The sequence below is a fragment of the Paraburkholderia sp. J69-1 genome (assembly GCF_905220255.1).
Taxonomy (GTDB): Bacteria; Pseudomonadota; Gammaproteobacteria; order Burkholderiales; family Burkholderiaceae; genus Paraburkholderia.
The window spans coordinates 1-24950 of the sequence record NZ_CAJMZG010000027.1 but is presented as its reverse complement, the minus strand read 5'-3'; the positions used below and the strand labels follow the sequence as shown (position 1 = coordinate 24950).

Sequence of the window (24950 nt, the reverse complement as noted above, 5' to 3'; positions counted from 1 at the left end):
GGCATGACCTCAATGCGATTCTCACGATGGGAGCCTATGACGCCTTGGCCTAACCTTCGAACCTGTCAAAAGATGTCAAAACAGACTTCAAAAATAGACATGCGCCAAAAGAGCGCATCTGGCTGTGCGTCGACACCCACAAGTCAAAAACCTGCGAGACGAACCTGATGACGGCTCCCCAAGGAGATGCGGGACCGTTTCAGCATGCTGATAAAGGAGGCACTCACCATGATGGAACCGCACGCACAGCCGTTGTCGGACGTAGCAAGCCTGACCGACCCGGCCCTTCGCGACAGCGAAGTCGATGAAACCCTCGCCGAAGCAAGCGGCTTTCTCGACCGATATTTCGGCATCCTCCAGCGCGGCAGTTCCGTGCGCCAGGAGTGTATTGCCGGCGTCACCACCTTCCTTGCGATGGTGTATTCCGTGTTCGTCGTGCCGGGCATGCTCGGCAAGGCGGGCTTCGACACCAGCGCCGTATTTGTCGCCGTGTGTCTGACCACCGCATTCGGCTCGCTGCTGATGGGGCTGTGGGCGCGCCTACCGATCGCCATCGGCTGCGCGATTTCGCTGACCGCGTTCACCGCCTTCGGTCTGGTGCTCGGCAAGGGACTCAAGCCCGAAGTCGCGCTCGGCGCGGTGTTCCTGATGGGCCTCGTATTCACGGCGATTTCCGTGACCGGCGTGCGCTCGTGGATTCTGCGCAATCTGCCGCACGGCATCGCGCACGGCACGGGTATCGGCATCGGCCTGTTCCTGCTGCTGATCGCGGCCAACGATGTGGGCCTCGTGGTGAAGAATCCCGGCGCGGGTCTGCCGGTGTCGCTCGGCCATATCACGTCGCTGCCGGTGATCATGTCGGTGATCGGTCTCGCGGCGATCTTCGGCCTCGTGCGCCGTCGCGTGCCGGGCTCGATCCTGATCGTGATCGTGGCGATTTCGGCGCTCGGTCTTGCGCTCGATCCGGCCGTGCAATTCCATGGCGTGTTTGCGTGGCCGTCGCTGTCGGCGCCGGGTCATGCTTCGCTGATCGGCGCGATGGACATTAAGGGCGCGCTCTCGCTCACGGTGTTGCCGAGCGTGCTCGCACTCGTGATGACCGCCGTGTTCGATGCGACCGGCACGATCCGCGCCGTGGCGGGGCAGGCGGGCCAGCTCGACGCGAATGGCCGCATCATCAACGGCGGCCGCGCGCTGACGGCCGACTCGGTCAGCTCGATTTTCTCGGGCTTCTTCGGTGGCGCGCCGGCGGCGGCGTATATCGAATCGGCAGTCGGTGTGGCGGCGGGCGCCAAGACGGGTCTGGCCGCGGCGCTCGTGGGCCTGCTGTTCCTCGCGGTGATGTTCTTCGCGCCGCTGACGGGTCTCGTGCCGTCCTACGCCACGGCGCCGGCGCTGATGTACGTCGGCCTGATGATGCTGTCGAGCGTCGCGCGTCTGGACATGGAAGACATGGTCGATTCGATGGCGGGCCTCGTGTGCGCCGTGTTTATCGTGCTGACCGCGAACATCGTCACGGGCATCATGCTGGGCTTTTCGACGCTGGTGATCGGCCGCGTCGTCAGCGGCGAGATCAAGAAGCTCAACGTCGGCACGGTGATCATCGCCGTGGTGCTCGCGACGTTCTACCTGGGCGGCTGGGCTATCTGATGCATTGCACGCAGCTGTCACCGCGTCATTGATATCGATGGTCCGCCATCGGCAAGACGGAACGCCTGGCGGCCCGTCCTGCCGGCTTCACGGCCCGCGTCCGCTTTGCTGCGGCGCGGGCCGTGCGGCATTCCGGGGCCGCGCGCAATGCGCTTATCCCGGCAGGATGCTGTTGTTGCGGCCGCCGCCGCCGCGCTTGCGCGGTTTGGGTTCGACGCCGATGCGCGGATCGCGCGCAAGCACGAGCGCGACGAGCGCTTCGGCGGTGTCCTCGAAAGCCTCGTCGTCCTGCGGCACGTACAGCCATTTGCCGAGCACGGGATGCACACGCAGCGCGGCAAACGATTCGATCAGCGCGGCGTGCTGCTCGCGCGAGGTGGCCACCAGCAGGCCGTTGAAGGGCTTCGCGCGGTCGGCGGCGATCAGGCAGAGCAGGCCGTCCACATAGGCGGCGTCGCAGCCGAACATCGGCTTGCGCACGTAGGTGGCTTCGCGCTCGAAGGCGTCGAAGATCCAGAGCAGCGAATTGCGGATTCTGGACGGCATGGGCAGGCGGGGCAGGTGAAGGGAGCGAACCGTCATTCTAGTAGCGTGGCGGGCGAGCTTGACATCGGCGCGATGCGACCTATGCTAAACCACATGGTTAAGTATGAAGACGACGCGCTGAACCGCACCTTCGCGGCGCTCGCGGACCCCACGCGGCGGGCCTTGCTCGCACGCCTTGCGCAGCAGGACGTGCTGTCGGTGAGCGCGCTCGCGCAGCCGTTCGCGATGTCGCTGCCCGCGGTCATGAAGCATCTGGACGTGCTCGCGGAGGCCGGTCTCGTCACGCGCGAGAAGACCGGGCGCACGGTCGCGTGCCGTCTCGCGGCGGGGCCGATGGAGGACGCGATGCAGTGGCTCGCGCACTACGAACGCTTCTGGAGCGCAGCGCTCGATCGTCTGGCCGCATTCGTGGAGGAAGATCCATGTCAACCCAACCCGACGCCGCTCCAGCCGGCGCTGCAAACACCAACGCAAACACAGGCGCTCACGCCGGTGCCCCCAGCCTCATCCTCCGGCGCCGTATCAACGCGAGCGCCGCGAAGGTCTACGCGGCATGGACGCAAGCCGCGCAACTGATGCGCTGGATGCATCCGCTCGACACGATCTGCCTGCACGCCGAGGCCGATGTGCGGCCAGGCGGGCGCTTTCGGGTCCTGATGCGCTCGCCGGATGGCGAAGAACATGACGTAAGCGGCCGCTATCTGGAAGTCGTGCCTGAATCGAAACTCGTATTCACGTGGGCCTGGCGCAGCACGCCCGAGCGCGAATCGCGCGTGACGCTCACGCTGCGCGCCGACGGCAGCACCACGGAACTGACGCTGCGCCACGAACGTTTCTTCGACGAAGAAGCCCGTGACTCGCACCGCGAAGGCTGGTCGAGCGCGCTCGATCATCTGGTGGAACTGTTCGAATGATGGCGTGAACGGTGCATCCACAGCGCCGTTTTATCGATGCAAACCCGCAAGGAGGCAGACACGATGGAATCGCACAAGATTGTTTCGGAGGCCGAATGGATGGCGGCGCGCGAGGCGCTGCTTGCCGAAGAACGCGCCTTTACGCACGCGCGCGACGCGCTGGTGGCAAAGCGCATGGCGCTGCCCTGGGTGAAAGTGGAGCAAACCTATACGTTCGACACGCCGCAAGGCTCGCGCACGCTGGCGCAGTTATTCGGCCCGCGCAGCCAGTTGCTGACTTACCACTTCATGCTGGGCCCGGATTGGGAAGAGGGATGTCCAGGCTGCTCGTTTCTGTCCGATCACGTGGACGGCATGCTCACGCATCTCGAGCACCACGACGTCACCTATGTCGCTGTTTCGCGCGCGCCGCTCGCGAAGATCGAGGCCTTTAAAAAGCGTATGGGCTGGCATTTTCCGTGGGTGTCGTCGAACGGCAGCGACTTCAATTTCGACTATCGCGTTTCGTTCAGCGAAGCCGACAAGGCGCGCGGCAAGGCCATTTACAACTACGTCGAGCAGGACTATATGAGCGACGAATTGCCCGGCATCAGCGCGTTCTATCGCGATGAACAGGGCAACGTGTATCACACGTATTCGGCGTATGCGCGAGGCGTGGAGATGGCGCTGGGCACTTACGCGATGCTCGAATTCACGCCGAAGGGCCGCAACGAAGAGAAGGATATGCGCGAATGGATGCGCCATCACGACCGCTACGAAGACAGCGCACAGGCGCACGCGTGCTGTGCGCACGAGCAGAAGCCTTCATAGCTTGCGAGGGATGTAAAGCAGAAGAAATGTGCCTGTAAGCGTAGGCGAAAAGCGTCGATTGCAAGCACAACGAAATCGACCGCGCGCCCGCGCTAGAGCGACATTTCGAAGGCTGGCCGCAGCAACACTTCGATCGCCATCACGATGAGTCCCATCGCAGCGGCGGCGAGCGTCAACGTGCCATATTCGTCGTAGCGCGCGTCGTAGAGGCACGCAACCACGAACAGAATGGCGAGCAGATTGGTCAGCCAGTCGAAGTTCAGCGCGAGGAGCATCGGCGTATCCGGGTGCCGGGCCAAAGAACGCGCCGGCGGGTAGTGCAAACCGGCGCGATTTTATCGGATTGACCTTACGGATAAGCAACAATAGTGTGGTGCAGCCCACTTATTTTTGCGTCGAACTTCAGACGGGACTGAAGGCGGGACTGAAGAAGATGCCTCAACCTACCGGCATTTCGTCGCGAATCCAGTCCGTGACCGAGGTGCGTTGCGGCGTCCAGCCCAGCAGCTTGCGCGCGCGTTCGCCGCGCACCCGGCTGTTCGACCCCAGACCATACGACGCCATTTCGTAGCCCCATTCCTCGATAGCCTGTTCGAGCGGCCAGTCCTGCGGCGCGCCCAGACCCATCTTCTGCGCGAGCGCGGCCGTCATGGTGCGGAAGTCCGCTTCGCCGCTGTCGACGAAATAGAACGTGCCCGCAGGCGTTTTCTCGAGCGCGAGCCGATAAAGCTCGGCCACATCGTCGACATGCACGTTCGACCAGATGTTCAGCCCGCGCCCGACATGACGCATCACGCCGCTCTTTTGCGCCTGACGGATCAAGCGCGGCAACTGCACGCTGGCCGTATTGGGCACCGCGCCCACGCCGTAAATCAGCGTGTTGCAGAGCACCGCGCTCTTCACGCCGCGCTGCGCGCCGGCCAGCACGAGATCGTCGATGGCCACGCGCGGCGCCTTGTCGGGCGTCGGCGCGGGCAGGGCGTCTTCGTAATAGATCTTGTCGGTGGCTTCGCCGCCCGAAGCGTCGCCGACGATGCTCGACCCGCTCGTATGCAGCAGCGTCTTGCCCGAGCCTTCGAGCGCGTCGAGCAGCGCCTGCACCGCGCCGCGATGGTCGCTGCTGGCGGCGTTGATCACGGCGTCGGCGGCGCGCGCTTCGCGCATCAGCAGGTCGCGGTCGTCGAGCGTGCCCGCCGCGGGCGCAATGCCCAGCGCTGCGAGCGCGCCGAACTGTTCCTCGCGGCGCACGAGGCCGCGCACTTCATGGCCCGCGCGCACCAGATGCGCCGCAATCGTGCCGCCGATAAAACCGCCTGCGCCTGTCACAAATACTTTCATGGTTACTCCTGCGTTTTCCATTGATCCATTGAGTTCTGGCAGTGAGTATCGCGGCATTCGCGTCTTGCAAAAACCGTGTTAGTCTCAAATGAATCTTGACTGCGGATCAATAATGAAAACCTCCACCGACGAATTGCTCGTATTCGTCACCGTGATCGATGCGGGGTCGATCACCGCCGCCGCCGAAAAACTCCAGCAGACCGTTTCAGGCGTGAGCCGCGCGCTCACGCGGCTCGAAAAGCAGCTTGGCGTCGCGCTGATTCTGCGCACCACGCGCCGCCTGCAACTGACCGAAGAGGGCGAACTCTTTCTCGAACGCGCCCGCACCATTCTCGCGGCGATGGAAGACGCCGAGGAAGCCGTCACGCGCCATCGCGAACAGCCATCCGGGCGCTTGCGCGTGGATGCGGCCACGCCGTTCATGCTCCATTGCATCGTGCCGCACACGGCGGCCTTTGCCGCGCGTTACCCGGACATCCAGCTCGAACTGACGAGCAACGAACGCATCGTCGATCTGCTGGAGCAGCGCGTGGATATTGCGATTCGTATCGGCGCGCTGCAGGATTCGACGCTGTATGCGCGCTCGCTCGGCGTGAGCCGGCGGCGCGTGGTGGCCAGTCCCGCGTATCTCAAGGCGCACGGCACGCCGCGCACGCTCGACGCCTTGCGCGGGCATCGGCTGATCGGCTTCACGGCGCCGCAGCAGTTGAACCGCTGGCCGCTGCGCCTGCAAGCCACGCGCAGCGATGCCGATCCCGAAGCACAACAAGGCGCACAGCAAGCCGCACAACAAGGCGCGCTTTTCGGCGACGAAGCCAATGAAGGCCTCGCGATTCAACCGGCGCTGTCCGCATCGAGCGGCGAGACCATCCGACAGCTCGCGCTGGGCGATGCCGGCATTGCCTGCCTGTCCGACTTCATGACCGCCGCCGACCGCGCGGCCGGCCGTCTCGTCACCGTGCTCGACGACGCGCTGCTCGCCGAGCGTCAGCCGATCCACGCGGTCTACTACCGCAGCGCCGCGCTGGCCGCGCGCGTGCAGTGCTTCCTGGCGTTCATCGCCGGCCGGCTGGCGCTTTAAGGGCGCAAAGGCGGCGTCAGACTGCCGGATCGGCTAGTGGATAGTCCCAGGCCGCGCTGCTGCATGTCGGAGTTGTCTATACATGCGCGCCAGGCTAGACTGCCCGTCACTTGTATAGACAGGATTCGATCATGCTCCTCACGCCCGGCCATCTGACCCTGCCGCAACTGCGCCAAATCGCACGCGAATCGGTGAAACTCGAACTCGATCCGGCGAGCTTCGACGCAATCGACGCCTGCGCGCGCGCCGTCGCCGACATCACGGCCAAGGGCGAGCCCGCCTACGGCATCAACACGGGTTTCGGCCGCCTCGCGAGCACGCATATCCCGACCGACCAGCTCGAACTGCTGCAGCGCAATCTGGTGCTCTCGCACGCCGTGGGCGTGGGCGAGCCGATGTCGCGTCCGGTCGTGCGTCTGTTGATGGCGCTCAAGCTGTCGAGCCTGGGCCGCGGTCATTCGGGCATCCGCCGCGAAGTGATGGACGCGCTGATCACGCTGTTTAACGCCGACGTGCTGCCGCTGATTCCCGTCAAGGGTTCGGTGGGCGCATCGGGCGATCTGTCGCCGCTCGCGCATATGTCGGCGGTGCTGCTGGGCATCGGCGAAGTGTTTATCCGCGGCGAGCGCGCCAGCGCCGAAGCGGGCCTCGCCGCCGCCGGACTCAAGCCGCTCGCGCTGCAGGCCAAGGAAGGGCTCGCGCTGCTCAACGGCACGCAGGCGTCCGCCGCGCTCGCGCTCTACAACCTGTTCGCGATCGAAGACCTGTATCGCACGGCGCTGGTTTCGGGCGCGCTCTGCGTGGACGCGGCCGCCGGTTCGGTCAAGCCGTTCGACGCACGCATCCACGAACTGCGCGGCCATCGCGGCCAGATCGAAGCGGCGGCGTCGTACCGCGCGCTGCTCGAAGGCTCGGCGATCAATCTCTCGCACCGCGACTGCGGCAAGGTTCAGGACCCGTATTCGCTGCGCTGCCAGCCGCAGGTGATGGGCGCGTGTCTCGACCAGATGCGCCACGCGGCCAACGTGCTGCTGATCGAAGCGAACGCGGTGTCGGACAATCCGCTGATCTTCCCGGAAACGCACGAAGTCCTCTCGGGCGGCAACTTCCACGCCGAGCCGGTGGCGTTCGCCGCCGACAACCTCGCGCTGGCCGCCGCTGAAATCGGCGCGCTGGCCGAACGCCGCATCGCGCTGCTGATCGACGCGACGCTCTCGGGTCTGCCGCCTTTCCTCGTCAAGGACGGCGGTGTGAACTCGGGCTTCATGATCGCGCACGTGACGGCGGCGGCGCTCGCATCGGAAAACAAGACGCTCGCGCACCCGGCTTCGGTCGATTCGCTGCCGACTTCGGCGAATCAGGAAGACCACGTGTCGATGGCCACCTTCGCCGCGCGCAAGCTCGCCGATATCGCCGAGAACACCGCCAACATTCTCTCGATCGAGCTGCTGGCGGCGGCTCAAGGCGTCGATCTGCGTGCGCCGCATTCGACCAGCCCGGCGCTGCATCGCGTGATGCAGGCCGTGCGCGCCGAAGTGCCGCATTACGATCTGGACCGCTACTTCGCGCCGGATATCGCGGCCATCACGAAGCTCGTGCAGGACGGCGCGATCGCGGCGCATAGCCCGTTCGCGTTCGAATCGCAGGCGCATTAAGCGCTGTGAGAACCGTGACCTGCGGCGGCGGGTTTCGACCGAAGCCCGCCGCCGCCGGATCGAACCCGCGATGAACGCACCCGCCTATCAAGGCATCAAGGACTTCATCCTCGCGCGCATTCATGCGGGCGAGTGGGGTGAGGGCGACCAGGTGCCGTCGGAGAACGAGCTTGCGCGCGACTTCAAGGTCGCGCGCATGACCGTGAACCGCGCGCTGCGCGAACTGACCGCCGAACAGGTGCTCACGCGCGTGCAGGGCGCGGGCACTTTCGTCGCGCGGCCGAAGTACGAATCGACGCTGGTGGCGATCCGCAGTATCTCCGACGAGATCCTCGCGCGCGGTCACGCCTATCACGCCCAGGTGCTGGAGATCGGCAGCATCGACGCCGACGACGCGCTGGCCGATGAAATGAATCTGCGCGCAGGCGCGACGCTGTTCCGCTCGCGCCTGCTGCACTTCGAAAACGACGAGCCGGTGCAGCTCGAAGAACGCTGGGTCAATCCCGCGCTCGCGCCCGACTATACGGCGCAGGACTTCACGAACATCACGCCGAATCAGTATCTCGTGCGCGTCGCGCCTTTGCAGCGCGTCGAATACCGCATCGAGGCGCTCGCGCCCGAAGACGACACCCGCACGCATCTGGCGATGAAAGCCGCCGAGCCCTGTCTCGTGCTGCATCGCCGCACGTGGTCGCGCCAGGCGGTGGCATCGGTGGCGAATCTCTGGCATCCGGGCAGCCGCTATCGCTTTACCGGGCACTTCTGAAACGCGTCGTCGCGCGACGCGAACGCGCAGTTTGCAACGGACTCCGAAATATATTGGCGGTAGTCATCTTTCGTTTCGACCCCGCTTTTTAGCGGACGAAATCGCGTTTCTCTCATTTTCCTTTCGATTGCAACGATTCGTACGCGGGTTGCATCCTTCCTTGCAATGCAGCTAACCTTGAGGCATCGGCCTGTTGGTGATGGCCCGCAAGGGAGGTTTTGGGCGATGGAAGATTCCGGCGCAACGCTCATGCCCGTGTGGCGCGCGAATCTCGCGATGCTCACTCGCGAAGTGGGCGCGGTCACGCGGCTCGCGCGGATGATGACGTTTTCCGAGAGCTATATGAAGCTGATCGTGTCCGGCAGGCGCGACTTCAGCGCGGAGTTCGTGCGCGGCGTGGAAGCCGTCACGGGCCTGCCAGAAGGCTGGATGGACGATAGCCACGAGGGCGAGGTGCCGCCGCAGGCGCGCGCCGCGATCGCCGATGAAACGCCGCACGCGCGCTTTCGCGGCACGGCGCACCCGGTGCGCAAGGCGCCGGTGCTGCGCGCGGAGCCGATTTTCGGGCAGCGGCCGGGCGCGCGCTTGGAGAGCAACGCAACGCCAGGTGCCGCGAAGCGCCCGGCAGGCACGCGCAAGATTCGCGAACTGGCCGCACAGGACGTGCGCAAGCTCGAACGTCACCTGAGCATGCTGCCGGTGGAGCCGGGCACCTTGCGCGCGCGCATCGAAGATGTCATCGCCCAGGCCGAACCCGACGAGCGCGCCCGCGCCGATCTGGAAGGGCGGCTCGAACAGATCGAGAAGCACCGCGAGTTGCTGTTACGCCACGTTTCGCGCCTGCACGCGCTGCTCACACGCTCGGGCGAAGAAGACGAACCCTGAGCGCCGATCCGATCAAACCCGCAGTTCCGCCAGAATCTGCTCGGCGAGAAAGTCGCACGGCGGGCGATTCGAGCGCGCGCTGCGCGCCAGCACCACTTCGAGTTCCGGCAACTCGGGCAGGCCGTGCTGGCGGCCCAGCGTCACGAAGGTCTCCGGCACCGCGCAGCGGGCCAGCGGCGCAATCGCCAGACCCGCCGCCACCATGCTGCACAAGCCCATCAGACTCGGGCTTTCGTATGAGGTGCGATAGGTGATGCGCTCGCGCTCCAGCGCTTCGATGGCGTTCTCGCGCGCCACGCTGCCCGCGCTGAAAAGCGCAATCGGCAGCGGTCGTTCGCGCCAGATTTCACGGCCGATTGCCGCCGTTGCCGTGGCGGGCGGCCCGGCCCAGACCATCGGTTCGAAGCGGATAAATTCGCCGGCGAGGCCGCCCGAACCCGTCGTGCCCGTCACGCAGGCCAGATCGATCTTGTTTTCGCGCACCAGCGGCGCAAGCGCGCTGCTCGGCAGCCCCACCACCTGAATCTCCACCTTCGGCCAGTTCGCCGAGAACTTGCGCAGCACCGGCGGCAATAGCGAGGACGCGTAATCGTCGGGCATGCCGATCGACACGCGGCCCTTGACCTCCGGGTGCGCCAGCGTCGCCCAGGCCTCGTCGCGCAGCGCCAGCATGCGCCGCGCATAGCCGATCAGCGTATGGCCGTCGGGCGTGGGCGTGACGTTGCGCGGCGCGCGAATAAAGAGCGGCTTGCCGATCGCCTCTTCGAGCGCGCGGATCTGCATCGATACGGCCGCCTGCGAGCGGTGCACGATCGCCGCGCCGCGCACGAAACTGCCGGCGTCGGCGACGGCCACCACCATGGCCAGGACGTCGAGGTCGAGGGTCTTCATGAAATCGGGGTCAAAATCGGAACGATGACGGGATTTCGATCAGAAAATCTGATCGAAAAGTTCAATATAACGCGTTTGTCTGAAGATGGCGACGCCCGTATGCTGGTCTCGGTTCGCCGCATCTTTCGCATCATTTCATTGACCCTCGAGACCGGGAAACGCGATGTCGATCAGCTCGTCAAGCTCGCCAGATACTTTGAACTACGAACGATTCCAGCAACTGCAGATGCGTCTGGATATGTCGCGCGGCAAGCCCGCGCCGGAGCAGCTCGATCTCTCGCAGGCCTTGATCGACGAAGCGGGCAAGGCCGGATATCGCGCCGCCGACGGCTTCGATTGCCGCAATTACGGCCTGTTGCTGGGCCTGCCCGAAGCGCGCGAACTGGGCGGCGAACTGCTCGGCGTGGCCGCCGCGCAGGTGGTGGCGGCCGGCAATTCGAGCCTCGAACTGATGCACGACGCGATGGCGTTCGCCTTGCTGCATGGCGTACCGCAAGGCGTACCGCAAGGCGAGCAAGGGGCTGACGCTCAGCGCGGTACGCCGTGGCGCGCGCAGGGCGATATCGCGTTTCTCTGTCCCGCGCCGGGCTACGACCGTCACTTCGCGATCTGCGAAGCGCTGGGCGTGCGCATGATTGCCGTGCCCATGCGCGACGACGGCCCCGATATGGACATCGTGGAAGCGCGGGTGCGCGAGGACGCGTCGATCAAGGGCATGTGGTGCATGCCGCTCTACAGCAACCCGACGGGCGCGATCTACGCCGATGAAGTCGTGCAGCGGCTCGCCGCGATGCCAACCGCCGCACCGGATTTCCGCCTGTTCTGGGACGACGCTTATCGCTTCCATCATCTGGGCGATGCGGCGCACACCACGCTCGACGTCATGGCGGCGAGCGCGGCGGCCGGACACGCCGATCGCGTGCTGATGTTCGCCTCGCTCTCGAAGGTGACGATCGCGGGCGGCGCGATGGCGTGGCTGGCGGCCTCGCCGCGCAACGTGGCCTGGTGGCAGCGCAGTGTTTCGGCGCGCACGATCGGGCCGGACAAGCTCAACCAGTTGCGCCACGTGCGCTATCTGCGCGACAAGGCGACGCTCGAAGCGTTGATGGCGCGTCATCGTGCGCTGCTCGCGCCGAAGTTCGACGCCGTGGACGAGGTGTTCCGCACGCGTCTTGCTCAGGTGCCGGGCGTGCACTGGAACCGGCCGCAAGGCGGCTATTTCATCAGTCTGTTCGTGCCGCCGGGCACGGCGCGGCGCACGGTCGAACTCGCGGGCGAGGCCGGGCTCGTGCTCACGCCGGCCGGTGCCGCGTTCCCCTATGGCGTCGATGCGCAGGACAGCCATTTGCGTATCGCGCCGTCGTTTCCGTCGCTCGACGAGGTGCGGCTGGCGGCGCACGGCATCGCGCTTTCGGTGTTGCGTGCGATTGAAATGCGCGAAGAAGCGCACGAAGAAGCGCACGAAGAAGCGCGCAAAGAAGCGCGCAAAGAAGCGACCGCCTGAACGACGGCGGGGGAGCGCCCGCGCCGATGTGCTAAAACGACAGGCGCGTCCCTTCGTCCCGAGGTTCCGGTGTCCGCTTCGCCCCGATTCACCGTCGCACGCCTGTCACGCGCGCTCGCCTGTGCGGGCGCGTTGATGCTGACGGGCGCGCACGCCCAGACGTCCGCCGATATCGACCTGCCGCCCGCCACGCTGGAGCGCGACGTCCATCTGTTCGTGATCCAGAAAGACGGCTCGGTCGAGGAACACGACGATTCGACGATGCGCGCCAACACCACCGCGGGCGTCGATGCCGTGGCGCAGCGCTACGTCTGGTTCAATAAGGATATCGAAACGATCACGGCGTTATCCGCGCAGACCATCGACCCCGATGGCAACGCGCACGAGGTCGGCGCGAGCAGCATCCGCGACGTGCAGGAGCCGCGTTCGGCAGGCGCGCCCACGTTTCAGGACGGCGTGCTGCGCACCGTGATTTTCCCCGGCGTGCAGCCGGGCGCGCGCGTGCGGCTGGTGTTCGCCAAACGCCGCGCGCAGGCGCTTCAGGCGGGCACGTTCGCGTATTTCGTCGAGCCGCCTGGCGAGCCGGTCGCGTTCCAGCGCCTGATCTTCGATCTGCCCGCCGATGTGCCGCTTTACGCCGATGCGCGCGGCTTCGATGCGCTCGCGCCCGTCACCGAAAACGGCCGTACCCGCTACACCTTCGATTTTCGCCAGGGCCAGCCGGTGCCGCTGGAAGCGGGCGCCGTCGCGCGCGTGAACTGGGGCGCGCGTCTGATGGTGAGCACGGTGCCCGACTACGCGAGCTTCGCCGCGCGTTACCGCGAAGCCGCCGCCGATGTCACCGCGACCGATCCCGCCATCGCCGCCTTTGCGCAGTCGCTCACGGCGGGGATCGCCGATCCGCGCGAGAAGGCCGCGCGCATCTACGACTGGATGCGGCTGAACATCCGCTACGTGGCGCTCTTTCTCGGCCAGACGGCTGCCGCGCCGCATCGCGCGGTCGACATCCTGCGCGACCGCTATGGCGACTGCAAGGATCACGTCGCGCTGTTCACGGCGCTGCTGGCGGCCGTGGGCATCCGCGCCGAGGGCGCGCTGCTGAACCTCGGGCCGGTGTATTCGCTGCCGGCGGTGCCGGGTTACGGCGAGGAGGCGATCAATCACATCATCGCGTGGCTGCCCGATCTGGGCGTGTTCGCCGATACCTCGTCGGGCGGCGTTGCCTTCGGTTTTCTGCCCGCGGGCGTGATGGACCGCCCGGCGCTGCTCGTCGATGAAGGCGTGCTGGTGCGGACGCCCGCGACCCAGCCGCGCGCGCGATCGGCGCAACTCGATATCGACGTGGGCGAGGACGGCAACGCGTCGTATCGCTATCGTGCGGAAGATGTGGGCGCGGGCGCGGAACCCGAGCGCAATACCTTTCGCCGCGCGACGCATCAGGCCGCGCAACTGATCGCCGCGCAGCGTCTGCGTCAGACCGGGCTGGCGGGCACGGCGCATCTGGTCACGAGCGCTACCGCGCTCACCAGCGGCCCGTTTGCGACCACGATGGACGGCACGCTCGACCACATCGTCTGGCCCGACGGCACCACGGCGCTGCCGGCCTTGAGCAGTCTTTCGGGCGGCATCGCCACGCAGCTCGACAACTGGCTGGCCGTGCAGCAGCGCACGCAACCGTGGGCGTGTATCGGCGGGGATTACGAGGAACATGCGCGCATCGTGCTGCCCGCGTTTGCGCGCGTGACCGATCTGCCGCGCGATATGCAGGCGAGCATCGCGCCGCTCGACTACAGCGCGCATTACGGGTTCGATGCGGCGACGCGCACGGTGGAGATTTCGCGCCGGATGTCGGCGCATGTCGGGCGGCAGATGTGCACGCCCGAGCAGTTCGCGCAGATGCGCGAGGCGCTGTTGCGCATGCAGCGCGACGCGCACGCGCAGATCGTCGTGCGCGCGAAAGCGCCTTGAGTCAGCGGCTGACTAAGGTAACAGCGCGGTTCAGCCGCCGCGCGTCGTCACCGGCACCCAGGCGCCTTGCTTGACCTGATAGAGCGTCGATGCGCCATTCTTGAGCGCGCCGGTCGCATCGAATGCGATGTGGCCGGTCACGCCGTCGAAGGTCAGGGTTTTGAGCGCGGCGCGAAACACATCGGGATTCGCCGATTTCGCCGCCGTCATCGCGTGAATCGCGGCCCAGGTCGCGTCATAGCCGAACGGCGCGTAACCGAGCACATCGGTGCCGAAGCGGCTCTTGAACTTCTGCGCGAAACGCGGGCCTTCGGGCAATTGCGCGAGCGGGCGGCCGTATTCCCAGGCCATCGCGCCTTCGCCGGCCGCACCGGCCAGTTGCACGAAATCGGGCAGCGCCACGCCGCCGCCGCCCACGAACTGCGTGTTCATGCTGCGCGCCTTCATCTGCTTGACGAGCGCGGCCGCCTGATGGGCGAGACCGCCGAAGTAGAGCAGGTCGGCGTCGGCGGCCTTGATGCGCGCGAGCTGTGCACCGAAGTCGCCCGCGTCGGTGGGCGCGAAGTCGCGCGCGACCACGTTGCCGCCGTGCTCCTTGACGGTGCGCTCGAACACATCGGCTTCGCCCTGGCCGAACGCGCTGCGATCGTCGACGATGGCGATGCGGCGCGCCTTCACCACGTCCACGGCCCACGCGCCCGCGATGCCGGCGTTCTGCGCGTCGTTGGCGATCACCGTGAAGGTGTTGGCGAAGCCCTGCGAGGTGATGACCGGATTGGTCGCGGCCGGGTCGATCATCGGAATGCCGGCGCTCTCGTAGATGCGCGAGGCCGGAATCGCCGTGCCCGAATTGAAGTGGCCGACCACGGCGGCGACGTTTTCGTTCGCGAGGCGCGCGGCGGCCTGCACGCCCATGCGCGGATCGGCGCGGTCATCGACGGCGACGAGTTCGAAATGCGCGACCTGATCGCCGATCCTGATGCCCTGGGCGTTGGCGTCGTCGAGCGCCAGTTGCACGCCGTTCTGCAGGTCGTGGCCGTAGTTCGCGTAGTCGCCGCTGAGCGGCGCCACGAAGCCGATGCGCACCGTGAGTGGCCCGGCCGCGCGCGCGGTGCCGCCGGGCGCCACGGCGAGCGTGCACGACAGCGCGAGCGCGGCGAGCGCAAGCAGGGCGTTGCGACGCGCGCCATGGCGCTTCGGCAATGCGGATAAAACAGTGGATGGGCCAGGCGCCGTTCGGGCGGCCGAAGGCGCGCGCGATTCGAGGCGTGGCGTAGGGCGCGGTCTCATCGTGACTCCTGGCGCTGTGCGGCGCGGCGGTGTTCTTGTTCGTTGCGGTTGCGCGCGGCCTGAACCGGTCAGGCTGAGGCAGCTAACAGTGGTCCAGACAGTGATCGAAGCACTGACGACGGCGCTTGCGGTATGGCTTGACTTTGACGTGGCCGGACCGGCTGCCCCTTTTTCGTGCTCCAGCGGTCCGCGCCGCCGCGGCAAAACGCGCGCGGGGCTTGAGTGCAACTGAATGCAATATAGCAGGCCCGCATGACGCGGGTTGGCGTCGTGCGGACCGGGGCTTTAGTAGCCCGACTGCAGCGCCATCAGCGTTTCGCGCAGATGCACGAGCGGCGCCATGGTGCCTTCGTTGGCCCAGCCTTCGAGGTCGTCGAGCGCGCGGTTGCAGCCGTCGAGCACCACGTCCAGATCGACCGGCACGCCGTTGGCAAGCGCGAAGCGGATGATGGCTTCGAAGCGCTGGCAGTCGTCGTCGCCATAGGCGATGTCGAGGTTATCGGCGATCGTCTGGGCGATGTCGCTGCGCTCGCGGTCTTCGGCATCGACGAAATCGATGATGCCGCGCGCCACGTCGGGCGCATGGTAAAGCGCGATATCGAGCCACTGGGCGGCATCGAAACCGGGTTCGTGGCTGTTTTCTTCGAAGAATTCGATAGCTTCCTGCTCGTGCGTTTCGCCGCCGTCGACGGCGAGGCACAATTGCTCGAAAGTTTCTTCCTGTTCGCTGCGGATGGGATCGGACATCGGTGAATCTCTTGCTTCTTGACTAACGGGGTAACGCGGAAAAAGCGTGTGAGTGCCGCAACGGGAACGCGCCGGTCGCGAGCACATGCGCAACGCATTATAGGATGCGCCGCGCCCCGTCGCCGGATTCGGCCGTAGAGGCCGCGTTCAGCCTGACTTCAGACCAGATCGACCGACCACGCATCGAACCACTCGCGCGGCCGCGCGATATGGTCCTGCGCCGCGACGATTTCCAGCTCGTAACGCCCCGCGTCATACGTGGTCCTGACCACCGCGTTGACGGCCGCGAGCGTGTGTTCGAAGGCGCGCCGCAGCGTGTCGCCGAGCATCAGGCGCGCCACGAAAATCGCGCTCGTGATATCGCCCACGCCCACCGGCTGGCGCGCGAACGGGTAGAGCGGGCGCTGTGCGAGCCACGCTTCGCGCTCGCTCACGACCAGCATGTTGAAGGTATCGGCGGGGCTGTTGCGGTCGAGCAGATGCTTGACGAGCACGAGCTTCGGACCGCGCGCGATCAGTTCGCGGCAGGCATCGACGGCTTCTTCGGCGGTTTCCAGCTCGCGCCCGACGAGCCGTTGCAACTCGCTGTGATTGGGCATCATCGCGTCGGCCACTTCGGGCATATGAGTGACGAGGAATTCCTGGATGCCCGGCTCGACGCGGCAGCCGTTGTCGCCCGCCTGCGCGTTGAGCGTGCCCATCACCGGATCGCAAAAGTAGCGCGCCTGCGGATTCGCGGCCTTCACGGCCCGCACCACGTCGATCACTCCCTGCGCCTGCTCGGGCGTGCCGAGATAGCCGGACAGCACCGCATCGCAGCGCGGCAGCATGCCGATCGCGCCAATCCCTTCCACGAGTTCGACCATCTGCCCGGCGTCGATCGCGCTGCCGGTCCAGTGGCCGTATTGCGTGTGATTCGAGAACTGCACGGTATTGAGCGGCCACACGTTCACGCCGAGGCGGCGCATCGGGAACACGGCGGCGCTGTTGCCCGCATGGCCGAACACGACGTGCGACTGGATGCTGAGTACGTTTTTCATGGTCGGTTCGCTTCGGTCTGCCCGGAAGGCCCGGAATCGCTCGAACTGCGCCGCGAGGCACGCAGCATGGGCGTTGGCGCGCTTTTTGTGCGCAGTGCAGCAACGATAACCGAATTCGCCGCGCCCGGTCGATGGGCGCGTGCGAGCGGTGTTGTGCCGATGTTGCGTCGATGTTGAGTCGAAGTTGCGTCGAAGTTGCGTCGATCTTGCGTGGCGATGACGTCGATCTTGCGCACCCGAGCGCGCGCCGCGCGGCCTCAGGCCAGTTCGCGATACAGCGCCATATAGCGCTGCGCCGATGCCGACCAGCCGAAGTCCTCGCGCATCCCGCGCGCGCGCGTCTCGCGCCAGTCGCGCCCGCGTGCGTGCAGCGCGAAGGCGCGGCGGATCGCAGCGGCGAGCGCGTCGGGTTCGAAGCGCTCGAACACGAAGCCGGTGGCGGTGCCATCGGCGAGATTTTCGAGCGAGGCGTCGGTGACCGTATCGGCGAGACCGCCCACCCGATGCACGAGCGGCAGCGCGCCGTAGGCAAGTGCGTAAAGCTGCGTGAGCCCGCACGGTTCGAAGCGCGACGGCACCATCATCACGTCGGCGCCCGCGACGATCTCGTGCGCGAGCGCTTCGTCGAAGCCGAGTTCGACGGCCACCGAATCGGGATGCTGATGCGCCGCGCGCGTGAAGCCCTGTTCGAGGCTGGCGTCGCCAGTGCCGAGCACGACCAGTTGGCCGCCACGCGCGACGATCTCGGGCAGCGCCGCGAGCAGCAGGTCGAGGCCTTTTTGCTCGGTCAGCCGGCTCACCACGCCGAACACCGGCGCGTCGTGTTTCTGCGTCAGTCCAAAGCGCTGCTGCAGGGCCGCCTTGCAGCGCAGCTTGCCGCTCATGCGCGTGACCGAATAGCGCGCGGCGATGGCGGCGTCTTCGGCCGGACTCCAGACGGTGTAATCGACGCCATTGAGGATGCCGACCAGATCGTGCGCGCGGCCCTTGAGCAGCGCTTCCAGGCCGCCGCCCTGCGCCACGGTCTGGATCTCGCGCGCGTAGGTCGGGCTCACGGTGGTGATCTTGTCGGCGTAAAAGAGGCCCGCTTTCAGGAACGAGAGCTGACCGTAGAACTCGACGCCGTGCATGTCGAAGAAGTCGTTCGGCAGGCCCAGTTCGTCGAATTGCCCGGCGGGGAAAATGCCCTGATAGGCGAGGTTGTGGATCGTGAAGACACTGCGCGCCACGCCAGCCGCGCGGGTCGCGCCGCCCTCGCGCGCCGCCGCGCGCAGATACGCGCCCGCCAGACCCGCGTGCCAGTCGTGCGAATGGACGATGCGCGGCGCCCACGCGGGATCGAGATGCAGCGCGAGCTGCGCGGCCGCCCAGCCGAGCAGCGCGAAACGCTGGGCGTTGTCGCCGTAGGGCACGTGTTCGGCGTCGAGGTAAGGGCTGCCTGGGCGCGCGTAAAAGGCATCGGCGCGAATCATGTAGACGGGCAGATCGTTGCCGGGCAGACGGCCCAGTTCGAGCGTCGCCTCGGGCGCGCCAAAGCTGCGTTCGAGCCGCGCGATCGGGCGCAGATCGGCCAGACCCGCCGCCACGGAGGCGAAGCCCGGCAGCAGCACGCGCGCGTCCGCGCCCAGTTCGATCAGGGCGGCGGGCAGGGCGGCCGTTACATCGGCGAGACCGCCGGTCTTGAGGAGGGGATAAAGTTCGCTGGCTACATGCAGGACGCGGATCGTCATCGGGCGGGAATCCTCTCGTGGGCGCGACGCGCTCAGGGTTCAGGTCGCTTCGGGCAACTTCAGTCAGCTTCGGGCAATTTCAATCAGCTTCAGGCAGGCATCGGCACGAGCCGCGCGGATTCACGCGCCGCCCGGCTGGTTCGCCAGCGCCTCGCGTGTCACCAGCACGATGCCGTTTTCGGTGCGGTAGAAGCGCTCGCCGTCGCGCACCGGGTCTTCGCCGATCACCGTGCCGTCCGGGATCACGCAGCCGCGATCGACCACCACCTTGCGCAACCGGCAACTCGCGCCCACGCTCACCTGCGGTAACAAGACTGCCTCGGCAATGTTGCAGAACGACTGCACGACCACATTTGTCGACAGCACCGAGCGCGAAATTTGCGAACCCGAAATCACGCTGCCGCCGCACACGATCAGGTTGGTGCCCGAACCCTGCAGGCCGTTGAGGTCGCGCACGAACTTGGCGGGCGGCAACTGTTCCATATAGGTCCAGATCGGCCAGTTGCGGTCGTAGAGGTCGAGCGCCGGGATCGTCGAGGCGAGGTCGAGATTCGCCGACCAGTACGCGTCGATCGTGCCGACGTCGCGCCAGTAAGGCTCGGCGCTGGCATCCGACGACACGCAGGACATGCTGAACGGATGCGCGATCGCATGCCCGTCGCTGACCACGCGCGGAATGATGTCCTTGCCGAAGTCGTGTTCGGCGCCGCCGCGCGAGATGTTGTCTTCGAGCAGATGAATCAGGTAGGCGGTCTCGAACACGTAGATGCCCATGCTGGCGAGCGCGATATCGGGGTGGCCGGGCATGGCGGGCGGATCGTCCGGCTTCTCGACGAAACCTGTGACGCGGCGCTGCTCGTCCACGGCCATCACGCCGAAGGCGCGCGCCTCCATGCGCGGCACCTCGATGCAGCCGACCGTGCAATCGGCGCCGCTGGCGGCGTGATCGGCGATCATGCGCGTGTAGTCCATCTTGTAGATGTGGTCGCCGGCCAGCACGACCACGTACTTCGGCTTGATCGAACGGATGATGTCGATGTTCTGGTAGACGGCGTCGGCCGTGCCGCGATACCAGTGCGCGCCTTCCACGCGCTGCTGCGCGGGCCAGAGATCGAGGAACTCGTTGAATTCGCCGCGCAGGAAACCCCAGCCGCGCTGCAGATGGCGCAGCAGCGAGTGCGCCTTGTACTGCGTCACCACGGCAATGCGGCGGATGCCCGAATTCAGGCAGTTCGATAAAGCGAAATCGATGATGCGGTATTTGCCGCCGAAGTGAACCGCGGGTTTGACGCGCTTGTTCGTGAGGGGGCCGAGGCGCGTGCCGCGACCGCCCGCGAGCACGATGGCGAGCGTGCTGCGCTGCAGATCGTTGAGGCTTGCCGGAGTTTCCATGGTCGTCTCCTTGTTGTGCCCCCGGTGTCCCTGGTCTTTGCCGATGTCCGTGTGCACTGCAAGGTGCAGCACAGGACTGGCGTCATTTTTGTGACCGCGCTCTGAATGTTCTAGCACCGAAAACGGCGTTGCGCGAATTCGTCGCGCCGGGAGCGCTCAGGTCTGCCCGATCTGTTGAGGAAGCAAACGGCTTGCCTGGAGCGTGGAGTCGGCAGATTGACGGTATCGGCGCTGTCGAAGACGTTCGCGGCGCATGCCCGCTAGAATCGCTGGCGGTCCGCGTGACCGTGCCCTTCATCATCCCATTGCCCATGCCATCGATCCGCAAGCTTTCCGCCTTCGCCGCCTGCTGCGCTGCCGCATTGAGTCTCGTTGCGTGCGCGAGCGCGCCCACTTCGTCGACGTCGACCGTTTCAAACCCGGACGGCCCGGCCTACGGGCCCGAACTCCAAGGCTTCGATTACCCGTATCCGGTTCACGATTTCAGTTTCACGTCGCAAGGGCAGACGCTGCATATGGCCTACATGGACGTGCAGCCGCAGCATCCCAACGGCCGCACGGCGGTGCTGCTGCACGGCAAGAACTTCTGCGGCGCGACCTGGGACGACACGATCACGCGTCTTTCGGCGGCGGGTTATCGCGTGATTGCGCCCGACCAGATCGGCTTCTGCAAATCGAGCAAACCGGCCGCGTATCAGTTCAGCTTCCAGCAGCTGGCGCGTAACACGCATGCGTTGCTGGCTTCGCTGGGCATCGGGCGCGCGACGGTGATCGGCCACTCGACGGGCGGCATGCTGGCGGTGCGCTATGGTCTGATGTATCCGCAGGAAACCGGGCAACTGGTGCTGGTGAATCCCATTGGTCTCGAAGACTGGAAGGCGAAGGGCGTGCCCTCGCTTTCGGTGGACGACTGGTATGCGCGCGAACTGAAAACGAGCGCCGACAGTATCCGCCGATACGAACAATCGACCTATTACGCGGGCACGTGGAACGCGCGCTATGAGCCGTGGGTGCAGATGCTCGCGGGCATGTATCGCGGTCCGGGCAAGGCGCAGGTCGCGTGGGATTCGGCGCTGCTGTACGACATGATCTACACGCAGCCGGTGATCTACGAATTTGGCCAGTTGCGCGTGCCCACGCTGCTGCTGATCGGCGATAAGGATACGACCGCGATCGGCAAGGACGCCGCGCCGCCCGAGGTGCGTGCGCAGCTTGGTCACTATCCGGTGCTGGCAAAAGCCGCGCAGAAAGCGATTCCGGACGCGACCCTGGTGGAGTTTCCGGATCTGGGCCATGCGCCGCAGATGCAGGACCCGGAGGCGTTTCATGCGGCCTTGCTCAAGGGACTGGCGGCGTTGCACTGATTCGCAGACGTTCGCAGATAGACGCAAGCACATAGACGCAAGCACATAGACGCAAGCACATAGACGCAAGCACATAGACGCAAGCACATAGACGCACGCACTTAACGCAAAGCGGGCGCATCCCACCAGGATGCGCCCGCTTTTTTTATCGCCTTGGCGACGTGGTCAAACGGCCGCTGCCATCTCCTCACGCACTTCGGCGGTGATCTCGAACGAGCGCAGACGCTTCGCGTGATCGAAGATCTGCGCGGTGACGATCAGTTCATCCGCGCCGGTTTGTTCGATCACCGATGCGAGGCCCACGCGCACGTTCTCGCGGTCGCCGATCACCGAGCACGCGAGCGAATGCGACACGCCCGCCAGTTCGTATTCGTTGGCGGCGATCTGCTCGACCGGCGGCGGCAGTTGTCCCGGCGTGCCGCGACGCAGATTGACGAACTGTTGCTGCAGCGAAGTGAAGAGGAAGCTGGCTTCTTCGTTGGTTTCGGCGGCGAACACGTTGACGCCCACCATCGCGTGCGGCTTCGCAAGCGTCGCGGAAGGGCGGAACTGCGAGCGATAGACGCGCAGCGCGGTGAGAAGATGATCGGGCGCGAAGTGCGAGGCGAACGCGAAGGGCAGCCCCATCTGCGCAGCCAGTTGCGCACCGAACAGGCTCGACCCGAGGATGTACAGCGGCACGTTCAGACCCGCGCCCGGCACCGCGCGCACGCGCTGGCCTTCGACGGGCGCAGCAAACAGACGCTGCAATTCGGCGACATCGTCGGGGAACGCTTCGGCGCTGGCCTGCAGATCGCGGCGCAGCGCACGCGCCGTGGTCTGGTCGGTGCCGGGCGCGCGCCCCAGACCCAGATCGATACGGCCGGGATAAAGCGCCTCGAGCGTGCCGAACTGCTCGGCGATCAGCAGCGGCGCGTGGTTGGGCAGCATGATGCCGCCCGAACCCACGCGGATCGTCTTCGTGCCGCCCGCCACATAGCCGATCACCACCGAGGTCGCGGCGCTCGCGATACCCGTCATGTTGTGATGCTCGGCGAGCCAGTAGCGCCGGTAGCCCCAGCGTTCGGCGTGCTGGGCGAGGTCGAGCGTGTTGCGCAGGGCAGCGCCGGCATCCGAGCCGGCGGGCACGGGCGAGAGGTCGAGAACGGAAAAAGGAATCATGGGGCGTTCCGGTGGCTTATGTCGTGTTGGAGCGTCGCGGGCAGCTTCGTGAGCCGCCGCAAGGCAGACGCAAGGTGGCGGTCATTGTGCCAAAGCACTTCCGATCCTGCTGACGGCCAGCCGGAACCCATACGCCCGGCGTGGTTTCCATTTGCGGCGCGTGAATCGTGAGCGAATCGTGAGCAAATCGGGAGCCAGGCAAGAGTCAATCGCGAATTGATTTAAATCGCATGCATTATCTCAACTGAATCGAAATTATTCTTATTTAATTGAAAGTGCGTGGTCTTTAATTCAAATTTATTAAAACTACTTTGCGATATGCTTACTGATTTTTTCAATTCATAAAATCCTGGAAGGCCAATGTGGATAGCATGAAAAGATTTCAATTATCGCAATCCTGAGAAGGTTTTTTGCACAGTAGGAAAGAGCGGCAAACCGGTGTTGCTGCTACAATTTTTTCCGCTGAATCAGGGAGGAAGCCCCCCACATGCATTCAATTTTCAGAGCTTCCTTAATCAAGTTGTCAACTTGATTTGCTTTGCATCAAAACAACGTGTTCTCAATTGGGGAGTCGCGGGTCGCGTCTATGCGGCATCGATTCGATACGCGTCTGGTTTATTTATGAAATTCTGGGCTGGACAAAGGGTCCGAGGCGCCATGCGTAATCTCGCCAATATGTCGCACGATGCGCGGCCTATGGGTTTTGAGAAAGCACGGCGGCCTGCGGCAATGCGCGCGCCATGCCCCGTTCGCATGCGAGGCGCCGCGGCATGACGACATCGCTCTATTCCTTCTCGCCGCTCGCCTGGTGGCTGCTCGCCGCGCTGTGCGGCGCGGCCACCTTCTACGCCATCTGCGCCGCGCTGACGATGCCGCGTTTCGGTTCCGCCGCGCAGGTGCGCGAGGCCGCGCGTCTCGCCCGCACGCGCAAGCCGCTGGCGGTGAGCGTGCTCAAGCCGTTGTGCGGCGCCGAGCCGCGTCTCTACGAAAACCTCGCCACCTTTTGCGAGCAGCACCATCCGCGCTATCAGCTGATCTTTGGCGTGTCGTCGCCGAATGATCCGGCGATTGCCGTCGTCGAGCGCCTGCAGGCTGCGTGGCCGGGGCACGACATCACGCTCGTGGTCGACGCGCGCGTGCACGGCAGCAATCTGAAGGTCAGCAATCTGATCAACATGGCCGAGCAGGCGCGTCATGACGTGCTGATCGTCGCCGATAGCGATATCGCCGTGGCGCCCGACTATCTGGAGATCGTCACGGCGCCGCTGACCGATCCGCGCGTGGGCGTGGTCACGTGTCTCTATAGCGCGCGCAGCATCGGCGGCTTCTGGCCGCGCGTGGGCGCGCTCTTTATCAACGAATGGTTCGCGCCTTCGGTGCGCGTCGCGCATTCCACCGGCTCGCGTGCGTTCGGCTTTGGCGCCACGCTGGCGCTGTCGCGCATGACGCTCGAGCGCATCGGCGGCTTTGCGGCCCTGAAAGACTGTCTCGCCGATGACTACCTGCTCGCGCGTTTCGCCCGCGATCATGGTCTTGCCACGGTGCTTGCGCCCGTGCTGGTCGCCACCGACGTGATCGAGCCGACTTTCCGCACGCTCTGGCTGCGCGAGACGCGCTGGCTGCGCACGATCCGCTCGGTCAATCCGGCGGGCTTTTCGTCGCTGTTTATTACCTTCACGACGCCGTGGCTGCTGACCGGCGCGCTGGGCTATGCCGCGCTGCTCGCGGGCAGCGGCGGCGTGCCGGTGTGCGCGTCGACGCGTGCCGTGCTGGCTGCGCTGGGCACGAGTACGGCTGGCGGTATCATCGCCCGGTTGGCGCTGCATGCGCGCAGCAGTGGCAGCCTGGGCACCTTTTTGCGCGATCTGCCGCTGGTGCCGCTGCGCGATGGGTTGCTGCTGCTGCAATGGCTGGCGGCGGTGTTCGGCTCGCACGTGATGTGGCGCGGTGTGCGCGTGCCGGTGGCGAATGCGGATAGCGGGACGCCGGCGGGCACCAGGCAGGCTGTGAAGCAGACTGTGAAGCCGGTGATCAAGCCCGTCGTGAATCCGGCATCGGCGCCGCGTCGCGCGGCCGTCAAGATCACGGATGGACGTTAAGACGCCGCCAGACACACGCCAGGCACGAACCGATTCCTCGCGCGCTGCACGCGTCTTGCCAGTGCGCGCGCCAACATTTATTTTTGGCCTCACTCACGCAGGCTAGACGGAGCATCTCT

Annotated in this window: 22 protein-coding genes; 12 read left to right on the top strand and 10 right to left on the bottom strand. The window is 65.7% G+C overall.

What is annotated here, in order from left to right; translation table 11 throughout:
* Positions 1–228 precede the first annotated feature (228 nt).
* Entirely contained in the window at positions 229–1650 is a 1422-nt protein-coding gene (locus U5A67_RS35060; RefSeq protein WP_205986434.1) for an NCS2 family permease, read from the top strand.
* Between the two features lie 153 nt (positions 1651–1803).
* Here U5A67_RS35060 and U5A67_RS35055 read toward each other — a convergent pair whose 3' ends face one another.
* Positions 1804–2196, bottom strand: coding sequence for a hypothetical protein (locus U5A67_RS35055; protein WP_321817977.1), 393 nt, complete (start codon positions 2194–2196; stop codon positions 1804–1806).
* 93 nt (positions 2197–2289) lie between these two features.
* Between U5A67_RS35055 and U5A67_RS35050 the strand changes: the two genes are divergently transcribed.
* From U5A67_RS35050 to U5A67_RS35040, 3 genes are all read left to right on the top strand, one after another.
* Positions 2290–2772: a metalloregulator ArsR/SmtB family transcription factor gene (locus tag U5A67_RS35050; RefSeq protein WP_321817978.1), complete on the top strand. Its 483-nt coding sequence runs from the start codon at positions 2290–2292 to the stop codon at positions 2770–2772.
* Complete coding sequence (locus tag U5A67_RS35045; protein WP_205986512.1) at positions 2772–3110, top strand: SRPBCC family protein; 339 nt, start codon at positions 2772–2774, stop codon at positions 3108–3110. Before U5A67_RS35050 ends, U5A67_RS35045 begins: the two co-directional genes overlap by 1 nt.
* Positions 3111–3173: 63 nt before the next feature.
* Positions 3174–3920, top strand: coding sequence for a thioredoxin family protein (locus tag U5A67_RS35040; protein ID WP_321817979.1), 747 nt, complete (start codon positions 3174–3176; stop codon positions 3918–3920).
* A gap of 92 nt (positions 3921–4012) precedes the next feature.
* On the opposite strand, the gene U5A67_RS35035 is transcribed toward U5A67_RS35040, so the two are convergent.
* Positions 4013–4195 carry a hypothetical protein gene (locus U5A67_RS35035; protein WP_027821027.1) on the bottom strand — a complete coding sequence of 61 codons (183 nt, stop codon included), beginning with the start codon at positions 4193–4195 and terminating at the stop codon, positions 4013–4015.
* A 163-nt stretch (positions 4196–4358) separates the two neighbouring features.
* Entirely contained in the window at positions 4359–5258 is a 900-nt protein-coding gene (locus U5A67_RS35030; RefSeq protein ID WP_321817980.1) for an NAD-dependent epimerase/dehydratase family protein, read from the bottom strand.
* A gap of 112 nt (positions 5259–5370) precedes the next feature.
* Here U5A67_RS35030 and U5A67_RS35025 point away from each other — a divergent pair, with 112 nt between their 5' ends.
* The 4 genes from U5A67_RS35025 to U5A67_RS35010 all read left to right on the top strand — a co-directional run bounded on the left by U5A67_RS35025 (position 5371) and on the right by U5A67_RS35010 (position 9645).
* Entirely contained in the window at positions 5371–6339 is a 969-nt protein-coding gene (locus U5A67_RS35025) for a LysR substrate-binding domain-containing protein (protein WP_321817981.1), read from the top strand.
* 131 nt (positions 6340–6470) lie between these two features.
* A complete protein-coding gene (gene hutH, locus U5A67_RS35020; protein ID WP_321817982.1) occupies positions 6471–7994 on the top strand; it encodes a histidine ammonia-lyase in 1524 nt (507 codons plus the stop codon).
* A 70-nt stretch (positions 7995–8064) separates the two neighbouring features.
* On the top strand, positions 8065–8760 hold the full coding sequence (hutC, locus tag U5A67_RS35015) for a histidine utilization repressor (protein WP_205986441.1): 696 nt from the start codon (positions 8065–8067) through the stop codon (positions 8758–8760).
* A 225-nt stretch (positions 8761–8985) separates the two neighbouring features.
* On the top strand, positions 8986–9645 hold the full coding sequence (locus U5A67_RS35010) for a hypothetical protein (protein WP_205986442.1): 660 nt from the start codon (positions 8986–8988) through the stop codon (positions 9643–9645).
* Between the two features lie 12 nt (positions 9646–9657).
* Here U5A67_RS35010 and U5A67_RS35005 read toward each other — a convergent pair whose 3' ends face one another.
* Positions 9658–10536 (bottom strand): LysR substrate-binding domain-containing protein, encoded by an 879-nt coding sequence (locus tag U5A67_RS35005; RefSeq protein ID WP_205986443.1) that lies wholly within the window; start codon positions 10534–10536, stop codon positions 9658–9660.
* A gap of 163 nt (positions 10537–10699) precedes the next feature.
* Between U5A67_RS35005 and U5A67_RS35000 the strand changes: the two genes are divergently transcribed.
* Together U5A67_RS35000 and U5A67_RS34995 are read left to right on the top strand one after the other, a co-directional pair.
* Positions 10700–12040 (top strand): aminotransferase class I/II-fold pyridoxal phosphate-dependent enzyme, encoded by a 1341-nt coding sequence (locus U5A67_RS35000; RefSeq protein ID WP_321817983.1) that lies wholly within the window; start codon positions 10700–10702, stop codon positions 12038–12040.
* Between the two features lie 135 nt (positions 12041–12175).
* On the top strand, positions 12176–14008 hold the full coding sequence (locus U5A67_RS34995; RefSeq protein WP_321817990.1) for a DUF3857 and transglutaminase domain-containing protein: 1833 nt from the start codon (positions 12176–12178) through the stop codon (positions 14006–14008).
* A 30-nt stretch (positions 14009–14038) separates the two neighbouring features.
* On the opposite strand, the gene U5A67_RS34990 is transcribed toward U5A67_RS34995, so the two are convergent.
* The 5 genes from U5A67_RS34990 to glgC form a co-directional block, all read right to left on the bottom strand.
* Complete coding sequence (locus U5A67_RS34990) at positions 14039–15298, bottom strand: branched-chain amino acid ABC transporter substrate-binding protein (protein ID WP_321817984.1); 1260 nt, start codon at positions 15296–15298, stop codon at positions 14039–14041.
* Positions 15299–15583: 285 nt separating this feature from the next.
* The gene (locus U5A67_RS34985; RefSeq protein WP_205986446.1) at positions 15584–16045 is read right to left on the bottom strand and encodes a hypothetical protein; all 462 of its coding nucleotides are present in this window, start codon (positions 16043–16045) and stop codon (positions 15584–15586) included.
* Positions 16046–16203: 158 nt separating this feature from the next.
* Positions 16204–17085 carry a pyridoxal kinase PdxY gene (gene pdxY, locus U5A67_RS34980; protein WP_205986447.1) on the bottom strand — a complete coding sequence of 294 codons (882 nt, stop codon included), beginning with the start codon at positions 17083–17085 and terminating at the stop codon, positions 16204–16206.
* A 257-nt stretch (positions 17086–17342) separates the two neighbouring features.
* A complete protein-coding gene (gene glgA, locus U5A67_RS34975) occupies positions 17343–18815 on the bottom strand; it encodes a glycogen synthase GlgA (RefSeq protein ID WP_321817985.1) in 1473 nt (490 codons plus the stop codon).
* 120 nt (positions 18816–18935) lie between these two features.
* Positions 18936–20207, bottom strand: coding sequence for a glucose-1-phosphate adenylyltransferase (gene glgC / locus U5A67_RS34970; RefSeq protein WP_205986449.1), 1272 nt, complete (start codon positions 20205–20207; stop codon positions 18936–18938).
* Between the two features lie 311 nt (positions 20208–20518).
* Here glgC and U5A67_RS34965 point away from each other — a divergent pair, with 311 nt between their 5' ends.
* Positions 20519–21571 (top strand): alpha/beta hydrolase, encoded by a 1053-nt coding sequence (locus U5A67_RS34965; RefSeq protein ID WP_321817991.1) that lies wholly within the window; start codon positions 20519–20521, stop codon positions 21569–21571.
* 165 nt (positions 21572–21736) lie between these two features.
* Here the strand turns inward: U5A67_RS34965 and U5A67_RS34960 are convergent, their stop codons facing one another.
* The gene (locus U5A67_RS34960; protein ID WP_205986450.1) at positions 21737–22732 is read right to left on the bottom strand and encodes an LLM class flavin-dependent oxidoreductase; all 996 of its coding nucleotides are present in this window, start codon (positions 22730–22732) and stop codon (positions 21737–21739) included.
* Positions 22733–23472: 740 nt separating this feature from the next.
* Here U5A67_RS34960 and hpnI point away from each other — a divergent pair.
* A complete protein-coding gene (hpnI, locus tag U5A67_RS34955) occupies positions 23473–24831 on the top strand; it encodes a bacteriohopanetetrol glucosamine biosynthesis glycosyltransferase HpnI (RefSeq protein WP_415768049.1) in 1359 nt (452 codons plus the stop codon).
* The last annotated feature ends 119 nt before the right edge of the window (positions 24832–24950 follow it).